We start from the raw sequence: 16,678 nt of genomic DNA, 5'->3' as shown, positions 1-16,678 counted from the left end.
ATGTCCCGTCTCATTTCATTACAGACAGTTCTCACTCCATAAAAGGTTTGGCATATTTAATCATTCCATGCACGTTCTTGAGTCCTTCCGGTGCCAACTCGACAACCATGCAATATTCGCTGGGGACATCGAATGGGAACTCAATGCCGAAATCAATCGCCCTTTTATATCCGAATCTCGGATAATAATCCTTATGTCCTAATAAGACGGCCGATTTATAGCCTAGCTCTCCCGCTCGCTTATGCGCTTCACGGATCAAAGCGCTACCAACGCCAATCCTTTGGTACTTCGGTACCACCGAAACCGGTGCTAGCCCAAGAGAGATCACGCTTTGGTCTTCTGATACGATTTCCACCTTACTCATCATGAGATGCCCTATGATTTCGCCGTTTAATTCAGCGACTAAGGAGAGCTCCGGAATATAAGCGTCCGTTTTTCGTAAACGTTCTACAAGGTACGGTTCGCTTTGATCACTGTCCTCCACGTTACGGAAAGCAAGTTCCACGACTTCCCTTACTGCTTGGAAATCGTTCTCTTGCTCTGGTCTAATCTTGATTTCTTTATTCATATGTTGCGTATTTCCGGTTATCGCTCAGACCCGTATCGTGAGTCCGTTTTTATCTTCTGCGTCGAACACTGCGTACCGGAGCGGATTTTTCTGCTTTCGGAGCCTTGACAGTGGGAGCTTTCTTTTCGGAGGCAGGCTCTTTGGTTGTAGTACCTTTTCCTCTTGCGGCGCTCTTTCTGGCCTTCTTTGCGGCTTTGCTGTCTACCGCTACTTGAGTCGTATCCGGTTGATACCAGAGTGATTTCTCAAAGCCGGTTAATTGACCTTCGATACGAGCTTGCTCGTTCTTTAAGGAATCCGGTGTCGGGCAATACGCCTGCAATGGCAGATTCATCAAGTTTTGGGTCTTGATGATATCCCCCTCGAACATCCGGCGACGGAAATAGTCATCCATCGTAAAAGTCATGGCGTTATTCATATTAGACGTCATGATGTATGAATTGCTGATATACGGACGTATATTCTCGTAAGGAAGCCAGAACATAGGCATGGTTGTCTCTCCCATATCACCTGTAGAGGTAAGGATCGGGCAAATCGCCAATATCTTGACATCAAAAGCGGAATTATTCTGGTCGAAATACCATGCTTCTTTTACATAGTAAGACCGTACGTCGGCTGCAGGTATATCGCTTTCATTGATTACGAAAGTCGGTTCCTCACCCGCTCTCCCCGGTATCTCCTCATAAAGGATGTAGAAGCGATCCAGCAAATCCTTGAAGTTGATCAAATGGGCTTCGTCAAACTCCTCGTATCCGTCCAGATACTCATAGGCCTTGATCTTGTTCTCACCTAAAAGCTGGAAGATTACGGAGAAAAGATTCATCTGTCCGTTCATCGGGCGGGTCGGGTAATAAAGCGGAGCGTTCTGTTCTTTCATCAAGTCCACCTGCCGGTAGATAATACGCATCCAGCGAGCGTTCCCGATCTCTTGCGTCAAACGCTCGTTCATATCTTGGGCCCGTACGGTCAGTTCGGGTAAACCGGTATCTTTCTTATCGTTTCTTTCCCCACGGCTGGCTTGAGGCGAACGGCGACGCGTTTGTTGTTGCTGCGTAGCATCGTTCTCTGCTTCTTCTTGCGCGTGAAGAGGCATCGCTGTTAAAAAAGTGGCGGCCAAAGCGGCTATGTAATACAGATGTTTCATACTGCGAATCTTAATTTACGATTACTTCGATAGTCGGTATGGTACGTTCGATACCGTCCGGACCTTTCGCGACTACACGGGTGATATAAAAACGTTTACCCTTACTTAAATTGCGGATATAGTTTTTCTGACGTTGCGAGAAGTTGGTTCCTTCGGCCACTTCTGGGATAGCGTTACCCATGGAGTCGAAGAAAGTCAGCTCAAAACGTAATACCGTATATTTTACATTTAGCAAATCATCGTCGATAGCGGCCAGAATACCGTCAGCCTCTACCAAGCTACGTTTGGCGATCATACCTCCCTTGAACTTACGGACGTTACCGTTTTGATCCTTATACTCGATATAAGGTAGGGGATCGGGGAGGGCACGCACGCGGAAGGTAGTCTTTGCCATCTCTATGTTCCGGCCATCCGCCATACGAGCGTTGACCGTGATCACGGCTTCCGTTCCTACTTTAGACGGGCGGGCTTCCCAACCATCCTTGCTGCGGGTTAATGTGCCGTTCGTCATGGTAGCTGTCACATTACCGCTCGGTACACCCGGGACGGCGATACGCATCGGGTTGGCGATACCGGCATATAATACGTTCATCAATGTCGGGGCCACGGTAGCTGTCGGCTCGGTCACGAAATACTCGCTCTCGAAATCCCGGCGCATGATGCTGCCGTCGCTATTCGGCATCTCGATATAACCTTTGATCGGGAATGTCCCGGCAGCTCCGGTATTCACCGTGAAGACTCCTTTATTCTCGTAAGGTAATTCTTTTCCGTTTACATAGATCGTAGGACGTTTCGTAGAGTCTACCGCCGATAATACGATATTCGCCTTGTACTGGCTTCCTCGCATTACGATCTGGCTTTCCGGGATTACCTGCGCCGTGATCTGGTTCACACGGTAATCGCCAACGTCTACGCTATTCAATAAGTTCGATAAGACCTCACCTTCGGCGTAGCGAACGTCACTTTGCATTTTTGTTAACAGGGTAACAGCCGCCGCTACCGGCATATTCTCGAACAAGGCCTCTTCCCAAGTACGGGTATTGATCCCCGCTTTATGAGGGGGAGTCGTGCTTAGGTTCGCCTCCAATACGGCAGTCTTCGCCGAATCTTCGATAAAGCCGCCCATCCAGATACGATACTTATCAATTTCCGCTCTCAGCTTTTTACCTTCTCCGCTTACAGGAGAGAGCATTACACGGGAGGCGGCTTCCAAATCATCCTTATGCTCGATGCTGTTTACGTTGGCATTCTCGCCATCAGCTACCTTAGCGATACGGATCTTTAAATCTTGTATATACGTATAGAGGCTATCTGAGGCTCTTTTCACCTCACGGGCCTTCAATGCCCACTCACCCACTTTCTGGGGATTCTCTTGGTAATAAGCTTCCATCTCGTCCGCTACGATCTTGTTTCGGCGGGAGGAGTTATCGATAGAGGTTCGCAAGCTACCTTCCACCAACTCAAAACCATCCAGCACCTCCGACGACACGTTCAGTGCCATCATGGCGATGAACACCAGATACATCAGGTTGATCATCCGCTGACGGGGAGAATTGGGATTATTTGATATTCCTGCCATATTTCTTTACTTCATTGGGTTGTTTGTATACGGAGCCTGTTGTGGCTGTTGGTAACCATAGGGTTGCTGATATTGCTGTTGGTAACCGGGCTGTTGTGGCTGCTGATACATCGGTTGTTGAGGTTGTTGTTGCGGCTGCGCCGGTTGTTGGTAGCCCATATTCACGGTCATCGCTTGCAATAAACGACTGTATACTTGGTTCAATTCGGCCAGTTGGCGAGTCATCTTTTCCGTCTCGTTACGGAATACGGAACTATCTACCACCGATCCGTCATACATCTCACGGATACGATTCAAGCCACTATTGATGTGTTCGATAGATTCGATCTGCGAACTGATACTCTTCAACTGGATCTCATAGATGGTATTCAATCCGGATACGTTACGGTTCAATTGTTCCATCTGGTGTACGTAACCACGGGAGTTTTGGTTGATGCCATCGGAATTATCCGTGATACTCTTATAAGAGTTCAACAGTGTATCGGATACGTTCGTAAGCGAATTAGTCACTTGGCTGAAACGCTCCATGTTCTCAGACATGCCAGATAATTGCTCCAGATATTTTTGGGTAGCTTCCGTCAATTCCGCCATCTTGGAAATTTGCTCGGCCGCTCCGCTTAATTTCTTGATGCTCTCGGATAAGTTCTTGGTATCTTCTTCCGTCACGTCCAGATTACCTGCGATATTCAAGGAACCACCTCTTTGCGCGTTCGCCTTAGACGCTGCCGAACCGATATTTATTCCCCCGGCTATCTCATCGTCTTCTACATTATCCGTAGAATTGATCATGGTTGAGATCGGCGTACCGGTGAAATCCGGACGATCCATCGGGTTCTTTGATTTCAATACGGGGAAAACATCTTCCCAATGATATTCCTTGTTCGGATGCTCGAACGCCGAGATAAAGAATACGATAGACTCGGTGATCATCGCCACGAACAAGATTTGGTTAGCGTATGGTATATGTAATAACTTAAATAACGCACCGAGGATTACGATGGACGCACCCCAACTATACAGGAAGTTCAATACTCGTTTTCCTCTTTCGCTGGAGAGGAACATCTCCAGTCTGTTTTTATATCTTCTATATTTTCCCATCGTCGTATTATTGTCTTAAATGATTCAAAACTTTAAATTTATAATTCCCGCTTATTTCTTTCCCTTGGAGCGAGAGAATCCTATTTGGGTACGTGCGCAACGGAAACCGATGTAAGAACGGCTCTCGTTCTGGAACTCGAAAGTACGCATGTCCGAACGGATAAATTGTGAGACATCTTTCCAAGAACCTCCTCGCACTACTTTCTTTTTCATGGCGTAGGGATCGTTCTTGGCGGCGTTGTAACGCAGATCCGGGTTCATGTCGCTCATTTGGCTCGGGCCAGACTCGGAGTAAGACGTTGAGGTCCATTCCGCCACGTTTCCTGCCATATCGTATAACCCGAACTCATTCGGGGCGAAAGAGCCTACACGAGACGTAATCAAATGGCCATCCTCCGTATAATTACCTTTACCCGGCTTGAAGTTACCCAAGAAACAACCTTTGCTGTCTTGAAGCTCGTCGGTAGACCAAGGGAACTTATTCTCGTTCTTACCTGTACGGGCGGCATATTCCCATTCTCCTTCGGACGGAAGACGGAATGGCTCTACCAATTGTCCCGGTGGCAAGCTCAAGGATTCTTTGTATAAATTCGTACGCCATACGCAGAAGGCAGTCGCTTGTTCCCAAGAAACACCGACTACAGGATAATCATCGTAACCCGGATGAGAGAAATACATACGGGTATATGGCTCGTTGTACGCATTCTTGAAATCGTTCACCCAGCAATTCTCGTCCGGGTAGATATTGACGATACGGGTATTCAAGAAATCCCATTCGCTGCTTAACGGGCGGGTGATCGTCTCGTTGATTACACGTCCTTCATCATCGATGTAAGCGGTGTCCTTGGAGATCATGACTACCTCGTTCGGATCTACCTGAATATCCGTATTACGAACCCGGTCCGCCGGGTTCAATTGATTCTTGCGGAGGGCGGCGGCGGTATAGTCGTACCACTCGTATTTATAGATCATTTGTTTAGGGTCCAAACCTTTCTCTCCGGTAACGGGATTCGTGTAATAGACACTTTCTATCGCACGTTGCTCATCCTCGTTCGCCCGTCTCCAAGGAATCGGACGGTTCCAGTCCAAATGCGGAGTGACAGGTTCCCCGTAACGGTCTTCCGTGATCTTGAACAGATCGTTGCCTCCATAAGCCGGGTCCGCCAAGCGTTCACGGATAATAGAGTCTCTCACATAATAAACGAACTGGCGATATTTGGCGTTCGTTACCTCTGTCTGATCCATCCAGAACGCGTCGAAAGAGACCCCTTTCGTCTCCGGCATGATTCCCCACAAGGAATCCTTGTCGGCGGGACCCATCTCGAACGAACCTCTTTTAACCAAGACCATTCCATACGGCGCTGGTTCATTGAACGCTACCGATCTGACACCTGTCACCTCACCGCCGGCACTCCGGAGAGATTTACCGCAGGAGGTAAGCAAGGCTACCGTTACAAGTACTAATAATACTTTTTTCATATACTATAATATACGTACACTTTTATGTCTATTTTTCCCTGTCTTCGTCTTGTTCAGCTTTAAGGCATACTTGACACATAGCTCGTGGCTACCGCTACTTGCCCGGCCTAGGGCCGTGGTCGGGAAATCAAAGGCGTAACCCGCATGGAAACGACCTAGCTTTACGCCGAACATGATGCCCACCGATTCATTCACCCGATAGGAAAAACCACCATTAAACATCTTATTATATTCCAGCCTAGCGGTAATATCCGCATGAAAACTTTGCATGTCTGTCAGCAAGAACACCGAGGGCTGTAATTCTATCAACGGATTCTTTAATTGAATATTGTATCCACCCATTAAATTAAGTGAACGACCTATATAGGTATAGGCGTTCTCGTCCAGTTGAAGCTCCGGTTGGGTGATATGCGTCATGCCAAACCCGGCGTAAAACCGTTTATGGGTATAGTAAATACCGAAGTTCATATCCAACCCCATGCCGCTGACCTGCTCTACAGGAATGGCGGCGTCGGTCTCTTGATGGTATTCGGACTCAACCTTTATCACCTTGGTTCCGTCGAACGACTGGTTGACTAAGCCGATTTGCAGACCGCCGCTCAAGACTCCCCCGAATAATTTATACTTATAGGCGTATTGCGCCCCTACATGCGTATTCTGGAAAAGCCCGATCGCCTCGGTAAATACAACCAATCCGACACCGTGATTCGTCTTGCCTAAAGCGAGTGGCATATCCGCGGTAATGAAGAACGACTTGGGTGCCCCATGTACGCCGATCATTTCCAAGCGGGCGAGAGCCAATATATTCAAGTCCTCCGTAGCTCCGGCCACGGCCGGGTTATAATACGGTTTCGCCATGAAGTATTGACTTAAGCGTGCGTCATATTGCGCCCGTACGATTCCCGCACAAGTACACAAAAGGATCAAGATCGAAAGAAGACGTCTTCTCATTTAAACATTCACTTCACGTTGTAACTACAAACGCAGCAAATCCGGATAAATTGTATTTTTACAAAAAAATATTGCTGTCCGGTAAAACTTTATCATGATAGAAACTAGACGATTTTTATCCCATATAACATGAATTTGCTAGTATAAATGTCTTCTAAAGGCTTTTTTATGCTTAGTACTACCAATTTTACACAGGAATAAAAGACAACCCTCTTTTTGCAAAATTGATGTAACTTGATGTATTTGTGCTGGATATAAGATTGTACCGATTTTTACCGGACAGCAATAACAAAAAAAACGAGGCAGGGGAGCCTGACCGTCCGCCACCTCGTTCTTCTATTTCTTAATTTTCAATAGAACTAGTATTCTTCCTCGTTGAAGAAGTTATGAATAACAATAAATCAGCATTTATACCATTTTTAACTTTAATAGACAAGTGAATTAAGCGATGAAAGACAATGCCTATTGATTATTTGTCGTTATCCTTCTTCTTGGCTTTGGCATTGAGGGCTTTGATGGTGTCGAGGTAGGCGCGTTCTACAAGCGAAAGTTTGCGAACCTGAAACTTGCGATACTCTTTGCGAGCTTTGTCCATTGCCTGCAGATGGCTGACCGAGCCGAGTCCGTTGAGAAGAGCCTCGCCGGTTGAGGAAAGTATCATGTCCAGTTGCTTCACATAATCTTCCATATACATTGGCCGACGTTTCATAGCCTGAATCTCGGCAAAATCAAAATATCCGGATACGAGATTGTTGAGAATCTTCAATTCATTCTCATTCAGATAATTCTTTGCTATCTGTGCGTCTCGCAGCGTCGGATGGTCACCCTTGAATGACATCAGACCCATCATCGGGGCATCCGCATTGGCTCGCTTGAATATCACTTCCGCAGCAGTATTGCCATGTGCGGCAAAATGAAGCTTATTCTGCACGATCTTAAAGAACTCAACCGAAATCTCCGAACGAGGGTCATAATCTACAGCCGTAGCATACAAATCGAGCACCTGCCGATACATCACTTTCTCCGAAGAGCGGATATCGCGGATGCGGTCGAGCAGTTCTCGCCAGTAAGCACCGCCGCCATTACCCTTCAGACGCTCGTCATCCATCGTAAATCCCTTGATGATATATTCCTTCAGCCGCTCCGTAGCCCACCGTCTGAAGTGAGTTGCAATCACTGACCGTATTCTATACCCCAGCGAGATAATCATATCAAGATTGTAATAAGTCACATTATAGGATTTGCCATCAGTGGCAGTTGTTCGGAATTTCCGAACAACTGAATCTTCAATTAGCTCACCATCCTCGAAAATATGCTTAATATGTTCGCTTACATTAGCCTTGCTCGTGTTATAAAGTTCGCAAAGCTGCTGCTGGGAAAGCCAAACAGTTTCTCCGGTAAACTGCACATCAATCCGGGTCTCGCCATCCTCGCTCTGATATATGATTATCTGATTGTTGTCATCTTCCATAATTCGTCATTATTCTTTCATTGTGTCATAGAATCTATTGCATCGGTTATTTCCACGCATCGTAATCGTCCATATAACTAAACCCATGGGATCCTTCAATATCGTGACCAAATGTCTTCTTGGGTTTTTGAGAATGTTGAGCCTTCGCCGTCCCTTTTGTCTGGCGAATTCCACTGAATATGTCCCTGAAAGGCTCACAAATAATTTTATCATTAGGTCTGCTTATAGACAATCCATAAGCGGTTGACAGGATAGGACATAGATCTAATGCCACAATCGTGGCTAAATCTTCTATTACAGAGACTTTCCAATTCTTATGTGTTATGTGAATAACATCTTTAAATCCGTGGTATCCATGGCGAAGAAGAGCAAAACTGCTACCTCCGCCTGTATATACAATGGGACGATTTGTCATTGCTTTCTCAAAACTTTCGTCAGGTAGATCTCCTTGAATCTTAAACTCCTTATATAACCGACCTCGAAGGGAGGAACATACATTGTTCAAATCTCCCTTATAGATGTTTATAGCAGATTTATTCAACTCTGATACATTGCCGACATTCGAGTCAGTTCGCTCGTCATCTGCCAGCACTGTTGAGTCAGTCAAGAAATTAAGCCCCTTGTTAATTGACTTAAAATCATATACCCTGAGTTTATTATTTTTAGGATTCTTTTTATCCTCCTCAATAGTAAAGAACGATATATCAGTGGTACCACCTCCAATATCAACCATTAAAGACATGCCACCAGAGATTTTTGAACTTGCAACCAATGGCATAAGACACGCATAGGCCTCAGGGAATACAAGTATTCCAAACTCTTCTTTTTGCTCTTTAGAGTATTTGATTATTTCAGTCTTAGCTTTTAGTTCAGAGATGGAGGTTCTAAGGAATGCTTCTTTATCATTACTAAAAACTTCTTCTACTAAATTATAGGCACTAAGTAGAATAGATACAGCCAACTGCCTCTGTGACTCCAAATGTGAGCCATCAGACGGAACACCCATTTGTATGGAAAAATTAGTTTCATATTTATCTTCCAAATCAAAGAGGATAAAGGCTATGTACCAGATAGAAAATAGTGTCGCATCAACCTTTGATAACTCTGTCTTTGAAGTTGTAAATGTGGCTTGCTTAAAGTACCGGACAAGCTGGCTACCACTATTTTTGTTAATATATCCATAGTCCATTGTCCCGTCATTATTGACTTGAATAATAGACGGTAGGGTGTACTTATAATTATCACGCGTATCAGGAAACTTGAAAAATGAATATCCAAGTTCCGCACCTTCCTTTCGCTCAATGCAAATTTTCGATTGGTGAGTTCCGAAATCAAGTCCCACAGTTATTTGCGCCATTTTATACAACAGTTACAAGGTTAAGCGATAAAATATTTTCAGAAACAGTCATGGTGATTTCTTTATTTAGTTCGGCAAGCCGTTCATCACGTTCTTTCTCAAGTTGACGTACATTACCTCGACGAAGTCTCAGAATGTTCTCCAGTCTTCTTTTCTCTTTGTCATCATAGCACCATTCAAGACGGTACTCGTACTCGGCAACAAGATTTTCCAGACCATCAATTCTGGCCTGATAATACTCTTTTGTCTGCTGAACGTTACGGAGTCTGTCACTTAGTTCCTGCTTTCTACTTTCCTCTATTCTCCTTTTTCGTTCGGATGATACAAATTCGGTAAAATCGCCTCTCATGTTTTCAATTAAATCATCATTCATTGCTATATTAGAAGCATTCTTCTCTGATCCATCAACTTGGGATTTCTTAAAGACACGATCTATAAGTTTCTGATTATCTACGATAAAATCGTTATTTACATTGTAAAGGATGGGTAACAATTCGCATGATTCTTTATTTTCCGCATTAAACTGCCGATTTATTTTTAACCGATATATGCCAAGATAATAGATTTCTCCCTCGTTGAGAATTTCATCAGCCTTTATAGAATAGCTGAATACCCTTTGATCTCTCGAATCCTCATGGGTCAAGAATCTGAGGCAAGCCATAATAAAAGGGTGATAGATATTCATATATACCAGAGTAGAATCTTCATAGGCAACAGCCTGATCAAATGTCAGTCTGAAACTTTGAACCCCGTCAATTTTCCGCTTGAACGCGGCAAGATTGATTCTGTTTTCATCAGAAGTCTCATCTCCGTATTGTGTCAGGAAATTCCGTAGTACAGTAGGATGGCTCATTGGCATCCTAAACTCAAAAACATCCGTGTCGGTTTCTTCAAGAGTACAGGTCGTCAAATGGAGCCTTATTACAGATTCCAAATAATTCTTCAACTCAACCCCAGTGACATAGGCATGGTTGTATAGAATCTTATTTATCTCATCACGGAAATATGCGTCATTTGTAAGCGCATTACTTAGGCCTTCCTTCAGATGTTTAAGGTGCTCCTTTTCATTCTCAATAGCGCGTTCTACTTCAGCGATTTTACGTTCCTGCGCCTCAGGAGAAAGATTCTCAGTAAAAAATTCCTTCTCCATCTTATTATACACATCTTGGATTGTCCGTCCTTCTCCAATTGGTGCATCCAGAATAGCCTCCATATCTCCGATAGTCCCTTTGAAAATGCCAATTCGGTCAAGCAATCTCATGTATATCATCTCTTGAATTGAATCAGAGACGATTATGTTGTAGATATTGACTACTTTTGCCTTCTGCCCGAAGCGATCTATACGACCGATACGTTGTTCCACAACCATTGGGTTCCAAGGTAAATCATAATTTACCATAGAATTGCAGAATTGCATATCGAGACCCTCGCTACCGACCTCCGATGAAAGTAGTATTTGTGTGTTATCATCCGTTTTGAATTGGTGAAGAATCTTGTTTCTGTCTTCACTCGAAACTTGACCATGTATAATTACAGAGTTGAAACCGGCTTTCTTCAAACGGATTGCAAGATACTTTAGAGTCTTACGGAAGAGCGCAAAAATAACAAGTTTCTTTGTCCCACTTTTGAACACATGTTTGATAATCTCTAATATCTTGTCAATCTTAGCGTCTTTATAGTTGGCGTATTTATCAATGCCTTTATCCAAATCGGCTTCATCATTCAAATAAGCCCACACACTGCTTGCTACTTGACGCTTTTTCTGCACCAAGCCCAAGGCACCCCCTTGAGTCATCTTTTCCTCTCCCCAATAATCCACATAGGAATTATCGTCCTTATACTCCTCAATTACATTATCAAACTCTTTTCTTTCATCATCATATAGGTCAACCTTTGCCACATGCGGTTGACGCTCAGCCTGCGACATATCCATTGTAACCTCGCGTTTTCGTGTACGTGAAAAAACAGTGTTCATCACACTCATTGATGAAATAAGATACAGGAGTCTTGCTCTTAAAGTCGTAGTGTCGTTTTCACCCAGAAGTTCGATAATCTCCTGAAACAAGGGGTCATCCTTGTAAATATCGGATATGGATGATGAACTCGAATAAATCTCTTCCTCGTCCGAGTTTACGAATCTGCTCTTTATAGATGTACTTAACAACTTATCCCTAATATCGGTCAGAGGCTGATTTGAGTTGAGCATCGAAAGAGCCTCTATGAATGGTTTATTCTCTTCGATTCGGTTTCTGAAAATCTGATAATTGAAATACCTTTTACTATCAAGTAAATGGAGAAGATTATACAGGTTTTCTTCATCAATCATAACGGGAGTGGCAGTAAGGAAGAGAGCTGAATCGGTATTTCCCATGATAATCTCGGCTCCCTTATAAGTTTGTGTATTACTGTTGCGCAGTTTATGTGCCTCGTCACACAATACCATACTGAATCGACAAGGGTTTTCTATCATATAGTCAATGAGATTGACTGGCTTCTTCCTTTGCTTTGCCTCTTTGTCATCATCTTTGTTTTCCTTCAGTCGGATACGTTCATAGTTAACGATTGCCCTGACGGTCTTTGCTCCGGATGAAAGGTCATCTATTAAATCCTGTGTCGTCTGATATATTTTAAAATCAAGGCCAAACTTTTCCAGAAGCTCTGCTTTCCACTTGTGTTGGAGAGATTTAGGACATACTATAAGAACATTCCCGAGCTCTTTTCGAGCTTTCAACTCCAACATAACATGACCAGCCTCGATTGTCTTTCCGAGACCTACTTCATCAGCGACAAGTATTCTTCGTGTTGGCGAATTAAGAAATTTAAGCAATGGTTTGAACTGATATGCCCTGAATAGCGTCTTTGATGCTTTCAGTGAAGATATTGTGCTATTATTTGAATTCTGAATCTTAAAGGTGGTATTGATTTTAGAAAAATCGGCATAAGATCCAAACAGTCCACTTTTACTGCAATCAAACGGGTCACCCTCATCAAAATCAGTGCGTAAATCCGGTTCAAGAACATCAATGATGCCATCGCTAAATGACACACGATATATCTGCCGACTACGCCGAGCCGGTTTTACTTCTACAACTACTCCGCGAGCATTTGTGTCAGCTAATATTACGGTTGATCCTACTGAAAAAAGTGCCATAGCTTTTTCTACTGATGATTTGCGACAAAAGTTGTGTGTAGTAAAACTCGAATATCTAAGTTTAAAATTAATGAAATCTCATTTAATGTATATAAATCCGCATGGGAGGTGTTAGTACACCATTTGGAGACGGTGACGGGGTCTTTGCCTAATTGCTCGGCGAGCCATTTGCCCGTGTGACCCGTCTCTGCTAATACTGCCTTTATCCTATTTAGCTTTTGTCGTTCTGTTTTTGTCCCCATTAAATAAGAAATTAAATTTGAACGCAAATTTAGCTCATATTATGGAGTCAAACAAATTCGTCAATACTCGCTCAGTCCGGCATCCACCTTATTGACTTTCGCCAACAACAGATTATTGAATCTGTACACTATCGGGAACGGAGGCGCAAATCTCACCCCTGCCATTATTGCCATTCGGATTCCAGTCGGCAACGGTCTCTTTTGTCTGCCCATAATTATACGCTTTAATACTCACCAAGTTCGAGATATGGTGCGAATTTACTAAAATATAGGCAAGTAAACAAATTTTCGCTGAGCTAACTATCTGAAAATAGACAAGTTTATTTTGCAATAAAAGGATATAAAAAGCGATTGACAAGTTTATTTTGTAATTTGTCAATCGCTTGTATGGCAATTGTTTATGCTCTAAAATAGAGCGTATTTTCAATTAGTATTCTTCCTCGTTGAAGAAGAAGTCTTCTTTACTTGGATAATCCGGCCAGATGTCTTCCATGCATTCGTAAATCTCGCCTTCATCTTCCATTTCCTGCAAATTCTCAATCACTTCTAATGGCGCACCAGAACGTTGTGCATAGTCAATAAGTTCATCCTTAGTCGCAGGCCAGGGTGCGTCTTCCAATTTTGAAGCTAACTCTAATGTCCAATACATAGCTGTCAAGTATTAATAACCGCCGAAGCGATTTGGTTCTCTATTTTTCCGCGAAAATATGACTTTATTTATTATACGCAAGTATAATCCCAAATAATTTCTTTACCGTTATTATTTATGCATTCTTTTCGTGCCAGAACGAAGAAATAATCCGATAAACGGTTCATAAATATCAATACAGGCTCCTCAACGGGGCAATTCTCGGCCAAGCGATAGATTTGTCGCTCGGCACGACGGCAAACGGTGCGGCAAACGTGTGCGAGGGCGGCCGAGCGGCATCCTCCCGGTAGGATGAACGCATGCATTTTCGGCAGCTCGTTATCCAGACGGTCTATCTCCCGCTCGATACGCTCGATGCTCTCGGGCGTTACCTTGCTCTCGATTTTCAATTCCGTGGTCGCTTGATCCGTGGCTAGGTAAGAACCGATCGTGAATAGCTTATGCTGGATGAATGATAAGAAATCAGTATCTTTCTCATCATTCAAGGCCGTGATTAATAATCCGATAAAGGAGTTCAGCTCATCTACGGTGCCATAGCTCTCGATCCGATCGTGCGCTTTCGACACGCGTTGTCCACCTACCAGTGAAGTGGTTCCTTTATCGCCTGTTCTGGTATAGATAATACTCTTCTTCATATCTGACTTGTTTTGAATCCTAAAAATAAACAATATAATCTCGTTTGTGCAATTTCTTGTTGAATAAGACAATCCCTAGCGAGTAAAGATCTAAGGTGACCGTCACTTCCGGACATGCGCAGATCTCTTCCCAAAGTTCACGCATCTTACGGCTCGCCTTGATTCCCTCAAAAACGAATACCGTATCGTTGTGCGCGTATTTCATACATTCATTAAACAGCCAGAGGTTGTTATGTTGTTCATATAAAGTGTTGAAAAAAACAAAATCTAAGCTATTTATGTCATTTAAGGCTTGGGGAAGCAAGTCCTTATAATTACCGATACGCAAATCGACGGGATTACGTCCCTCTTTAGCGAATGCTTGACGGGCAATCGTGGCGAATTCCGGTACATTTTCCAAGGCGATACATTTCAATCCCGTGGCATAGGAGGTTAGATATAAGGTAGACAGCCCCATCGTGGTTCCTATCTGGAGGATATTCTTGGACTTGAAATAGTTTGTTAAACGGAATAATAAGGCGCCATGCTTGGGCCGGATGGATTCCCGTTTTACGATCTCGCTGATGGAACGGGTCTTTCGTTTCCCTTTGTTCTGCCGGTCTGGATAGGTGATCTCTCCTTCCCTGAATAATAACTGCTTACGTAAAAGCTCTATATCATAGAAACTATAATAGGAGCATTTTTCCTCGATGACCTTCGTGATGAGGTTAAAAACGAAAGGCGAATGTACTCCGAATCCTTTACGGTAACGGATGCTGCGGTACAAGAGCGATCCTTTTCGTAATGTATTAACCTTTGGTAGTATTTGCATTTCTTTTTGTCATTGGGCAATGAGACCTTGCCATTTACCGCGAACTTACATAAAAAAACGCAATTAGCATAAGCCTCTAGTCATTAAACGGGGTTATAATGACTTGTGCCATGCGGATGGCACAGCCGTGCCATAAAGGTGGCACCAGCGTGCCATCGCAGTGGCACAGTCATGCCATCAGCGTGGCACTAGCTTTATCTTAGAAACTGGCTTTCTCCGGTTCTGGGCGGATATAGGTTAATATCTGCCCGCTTAATTGAAGCAGCGAGATCTCACAGATCTTGGTGGAGTATTCCGCCACGGAAAGACGCTCCTCCGCTTCCAGCAGACTGTTTTGTGCCTCACGCAATTCGATACCAGACAACTCGCCAAGTTTATAGCGGTCGATGGCGATCCGGTAGTTCTCTTGGGCGGCTACGAGGTTCTCTTTCTCTAGGCTCCATAGGTCGAGGTTGTTTTTATAGGCCATCCAGAAGTTGCTCATGTCCGCACGCAGGGCAAGTTCCAGTTCTTGGATGCGCAATTGCTGGTTCTCGATTTGGATGCGGGCGTTGCGTTGCTCACGTTTCCGGTTGAAACCATCGAAGAGGCTCATACCGATGGTCACGCCGTAATTAAGCCCCAGCCGTTGTTGGAGGTCGTAATTGCCCACTTCCGTCCAGTTCGCCGTGTAGCCGTAGCCTGCGTTTAGCTTGACATAGGGATAATAGCGGCTTTTTACCTTTTTATAATCAAGCTCAGACAACGTCTGGTTCTTTTGGGCGATCAGGAGTGAGGCGTTGGCTTCGAGGGTATTCTTCCATAGATCTACCTCGTCGAGGAACGGGTTCGGGTAGATCAAGGAGTCCTTGATCTGGATTTCCTCCTCCACATTATTTAATGCCATCAACTCGTTCAGGCGGATACGGGAGGTATGCACGACCTCCAATTGGTTTAATACCTTGGAGCTATCCGAGTTGAAGTCCACTTGAGCCTGTTGCAAGTCCAGACGGGACATGGAGCCGATATAATACCGTTCTTCCACGATCCGTAAACGCTCCTTGGAAAGATCCAAGGTGGAACGGAGGTTACGCAAACGGATTTTCTGCCGGATCAGGTTGTAGTACTCGCTGGAAAGGTTGGCTACGAAATCCTCGATGGTCATGCGGGTGTTCAATTCCCCCATTCGCTGTAATTCTTTCAAGCGAGAGTATTCGGCTTGGATACCGAAACCGTCGAAAACCGTCCAGTTAACGTTTAGTCCGACGTTGCCCGTCTCGCTGTTTATACCATTCGCCTTCTCGATCGATCCGTCTTGCAGGCTGTTACGGTTGTTATTGATATTTCCGCTGAATCCGCCGCTCATATCTACGGTAGGCAGATAACCGGCGTTTCCCGGGGTGGCGTTATTGTCGCTGATCTGTTGCTCGTTACGAATGATACGGATGGAGTAGTTCTGCTCTAATCCGGTTTCGATACACCGTTTCAGATCGAATAGTTGCTGCGCTTCCGCTATAAAGAGGGAAGAGAAGGCAAATAATAAGGTATATACATATTTCTTCAT

Annotated in this window: 15 protein-coding genes; all 15 read right to left on the bottom strand. The window is 44.2% G+C overall.

The genetic code is table 11. The annotated features are described in order from the left end of the window. Positions 1–31 precede the first annotated feature (31 nt). The 15 genes from ACYIA1_RS17890 to ACYIA1_RS17820 all read right to left on the bottom strand — a co-directional run bounded on the left by ACYIA1_RS17890 (position 32) and on the right by ACYIA1_RS17820 (position 16,678). A complete protein-coding gene (locus tag ACYIA1_RS17890; RefSeq protein ID WP_008779107.1) occupies positions 32–568 on the bottom strand; it encodes a GNAT family N-acetyltransferase in 537 nt (178 codons plus the stop codon). Between the two features lie 49 nt (positions 569–617). After that, a complete protein-coding gene (gene porN, locus ACYIA1_RS17885; protein ID WP_008779108.1) occupies positions 618–1,712 on the bottom strand; it encodes a type IX secretion system ring subunit PorN/GldN in 1,095 nt (364 codons plus the stop codon). A 10-nt stretch (positions 1,713–1,722) separates the two neighbouring features. Further along, positions 1,723–3,291, bottom strand: coding sequence for a type IX secretion system motor protein PorM/GldM (gene porM, locus ACYIA1_RS17880; protein WP_005859860.1), 1,569 nt, complete (start codon positions 3,289–3,291; stop codon positions 1,723–1,725). A gap of 6 nt (positions 3,292–3,297) precedes the next feature. Further along, positions 3,298–4,389: a type IX secretion system motor protein PorL/GldL gene (porL, locus tag ACYIA1_RS17875; RefSeq protein WP_008772938.1), complete on the bottom strand. Its 1,092-nt coding sequence runs from the start codon at positions 4,387–4,389 to the stop codon at positions 3,298–3,300. Positions 4,390–4,440: 51 nt separating this feature from the next. After that, positions 4,441–5,868: a T9SS ring complex lipoprotein PorK/GldK gene (gene porK / locus ACYIA1_RS17870; protein WP_005863265.1), complete on the bottom strand. Its 1,428-nt coding sequence runs from the start codon at positions 5,866–5,868 to the stop codon at positions 4,441–4,443. A 3-nt stretch (positions 5,869–5,871) separates the two neighbouring features. Continuing rightward, positions 5,872–6,819 carry a PorP/SprF family type IX secretion system membrane protein gene (locus tag ACYIA1_RS17865; protein WP_008777736.1) on the bottom strand — a complete coding sequence of 316 codons (948 nt, stop codon included), beginning with the start codon at positions 6,817–6,819 and terminating at the stop codon, positions 5,872–5,874. Between the two features lie 469 nt (positions 6,820–7,288). Further along, on the bottom strand, positions 7,289–8,290 hold the full coding sequence (locus ACYIA1_RS17860) for a virulence RhuM family protein (RefSeq protein WP_230327955.1): 1,002 nt from the start codon (positions 8,288–8,290) through the stop codon (positions 7,289–7,291). A 46-nt stretch (positions 8,291–8,336) separates the two neighbouring features. After that, positions 8,337–9,647 (bottom strand): acetate and sugar kinases/Hsc70/actin family protein, encoded by a 1,311-nt coding sequence (locus tag ACYIA1_RS17855; RefSeq protein WP_196009207.1) that lies wholly within the window; start codon positions 9,645–9,647, stop codon positions 8,337–8,339. A gap of 1 nt (position 9,648) precedes the next feature. Then, entirely contained in the window at positions 9,649–12,798 is a 3,150-nt protein-coding gene (locus tag ACYIA1_RS17850) for a helicase-related protein (RefSeq protein ID WP_196009206.1), read from the bottom strand. An 8-nt stretch (positions 12,799–12,806) separates the two neighbouring features. Then, positions 12,807–13,040, bottom strand: coding sequence for a helix-turn-helix transcriptional regulator (locus tag ACYIA1_RS17845; protein ID WP_230327954.1), 234 nt, complete (start codon positions 13,038–13,040; stop codon positions 12,807–12,809). 60 nt (positions 13,041–13,100) lie between these two features. After that, positions 13,101–13,253 (bottom strand): hypothetical protein, encoded by a 153-nt coding sequence (locus ACYIA1_RS17840; RefSeq protein WP_196009205.1) that lies wholly within the window; start codon positions 13,251–13,253, stop codon positions 13,101–13,103. A gap of 214 nt (positions 13,254–13,467) precedes the next feature. Beyond that, positions 13,468–13,689 carry a DUF2795 domain-containing protein gene (locus ACYIA1_RS17835; RefSeq protein ID WP_005633363.1) on the bottom strand — a complete coding sequence of 74 codons (222 nt, stop codon included), beginning with the start codon at positions 13,687–13,689 and terminating at the stop codon, positions 13,468–13,470. A 71-nt stretch (positions 13,690–13,760) separates the two neighbouring features. Then, a complete protein-coding gene (locus tag ACYIA1_RS17830) occupies positions 13,761–14,324 on the bottom strand; it encodes a cob(I)yrinic acid a,c-diamide adenosyltransferase (protein WP_005859850.1) in 564 nt (187 codons plus the stop codon). A 19-nt stretch (positions 14,325–14,343) separates the two neighbouring features. Continuing rightward, positions 14,344–15,135, bottom strand: a complete 792-nt coding sequence (locus ACYIA1_RS17825) for an O-methyltransferase (RefSeq protein WP_005863261.1) — start codon at positions 15,133–15,135, stop codon at positions 14,344–14,346. A 199-nt stretch (positions 15,136–15,334) separates the two neighbouring features. Then, complete coding sequence (locus ACYIA1_RS17820) at positions 15,335–16,678, bottom strand: TolC family protein (protein WP_022191996.1); 1,344 nt, start codon at positions 16,676–16,678, stop codon at positions 15,335–15,337.

It is taken from the genome of Parabacteroides sp. KHUB-02 (genome assembly GCF_056640955.1).
The sequence above is the reverse complement of the archived record's forward strand: the minus strand, read 5'-3'. Positions and strand labels throughout refer to the sequence as shown.

Coding starts and splice junctions, on each gene's coding strand:
- porK (WP_005863265.1), bottom strand. CDS start 5,868: ATGAAAAAAGTATTATTAGTACTTGTAACGGTAGCCTTGCTTACCTCC.
- ACYIA1_RS17855 (WP_196009207.1), bottom strand. CDS start 9,647: ATGGCGCAAATAACTGTGGGACTTGATTTCGGAACTCACCAATCGAAA.
- ACYIA1_RS17850 (WP_196009206.1), bottom strand. CDS start 12,798: ATGGCACTTTTTTCAGTAGGATCAACCGTAATATTAGCTGACACAAAT.
- ACYIA1_RS17820 (WP_022191996.1), bottom strand. CDS start 16,678: ATGAAGAAATATGTATATACCTTATTATTTGCCTTCTCTTCCCTCTTT.
- porN (WP_008779108.1), bottom strand. CDS start 1,712: ATGAAACATCTGTATTACATAGCCGCTTTGGCCGCCACTTTTTTAACA.
- ACYIA1_RS17825 (WP_005863261.1), bottom strand. CDS start 15,135: ATGCAAATACTACCAAAGGTTAATACATTACGAAAAGGATCGCTCTTG.
- porL (WP_008772938.1), bottom strand. CDS start 4,389: ATGGGAAAATATAGAAGATATAAAAACAGACTGGAGATGTTCCTCTCC.
- ACYIA1_RS17830 (WP_005859850.1), bottom strand. CDS start 14,324: ATGAAGAAGAGTATTATCTATACCAGAACAGGCGATAAAGGAACCACT.
- ACYIA1_RS17890 (WP_008779107.1), bottom strand. CDS start 568: ATGAATAAAGAAATCAAGATTAGACCAGAGCAAGAGAACGATTTCCAA.
- ACYIA1_RS17845 (WP_230327954.1), bottom strand. CDS start 13,040: ATGGGGACAAAAACAGAACGACAAAAGCTAAATAGGATAAAGGCAGTA.
- ACYIA1_RS17860 (WP_230327955.1), bottom strand. CDS start 8,290: ATGGAAGATGACAACAATCAGATAATCATATATCAGAGCGAGGATGGC.
- porM (WP_005859860.1), bottom strand. CDS start 3,291: ATGGCAGGAATATCAAATAATCCCAATTCTCCCCGTCAGCGGATGATC.
- ACYIA1_RS17840 (WP_196009205.1), bottom strand. CDS start 13,253: ATGGGCAGACAAAAGAGACCGTTGCCGACTGGAATCCGAATGGCAATA.
- ACYIA1_RS17865 (WP_008777736.1), bottom strand. CDS start 6,819: ATGAGAAGACGTCTTCTTTCGATCTTGATCCTTTTGTGTACTTGTGCG.
- ACYIA1_RS17835 (WP_005633363.1), bottom strand. CDS start 13,689: ATGTATTGGACATTAGAGTTAGCTTCAAAATTGGAAGACGCACCCTGG.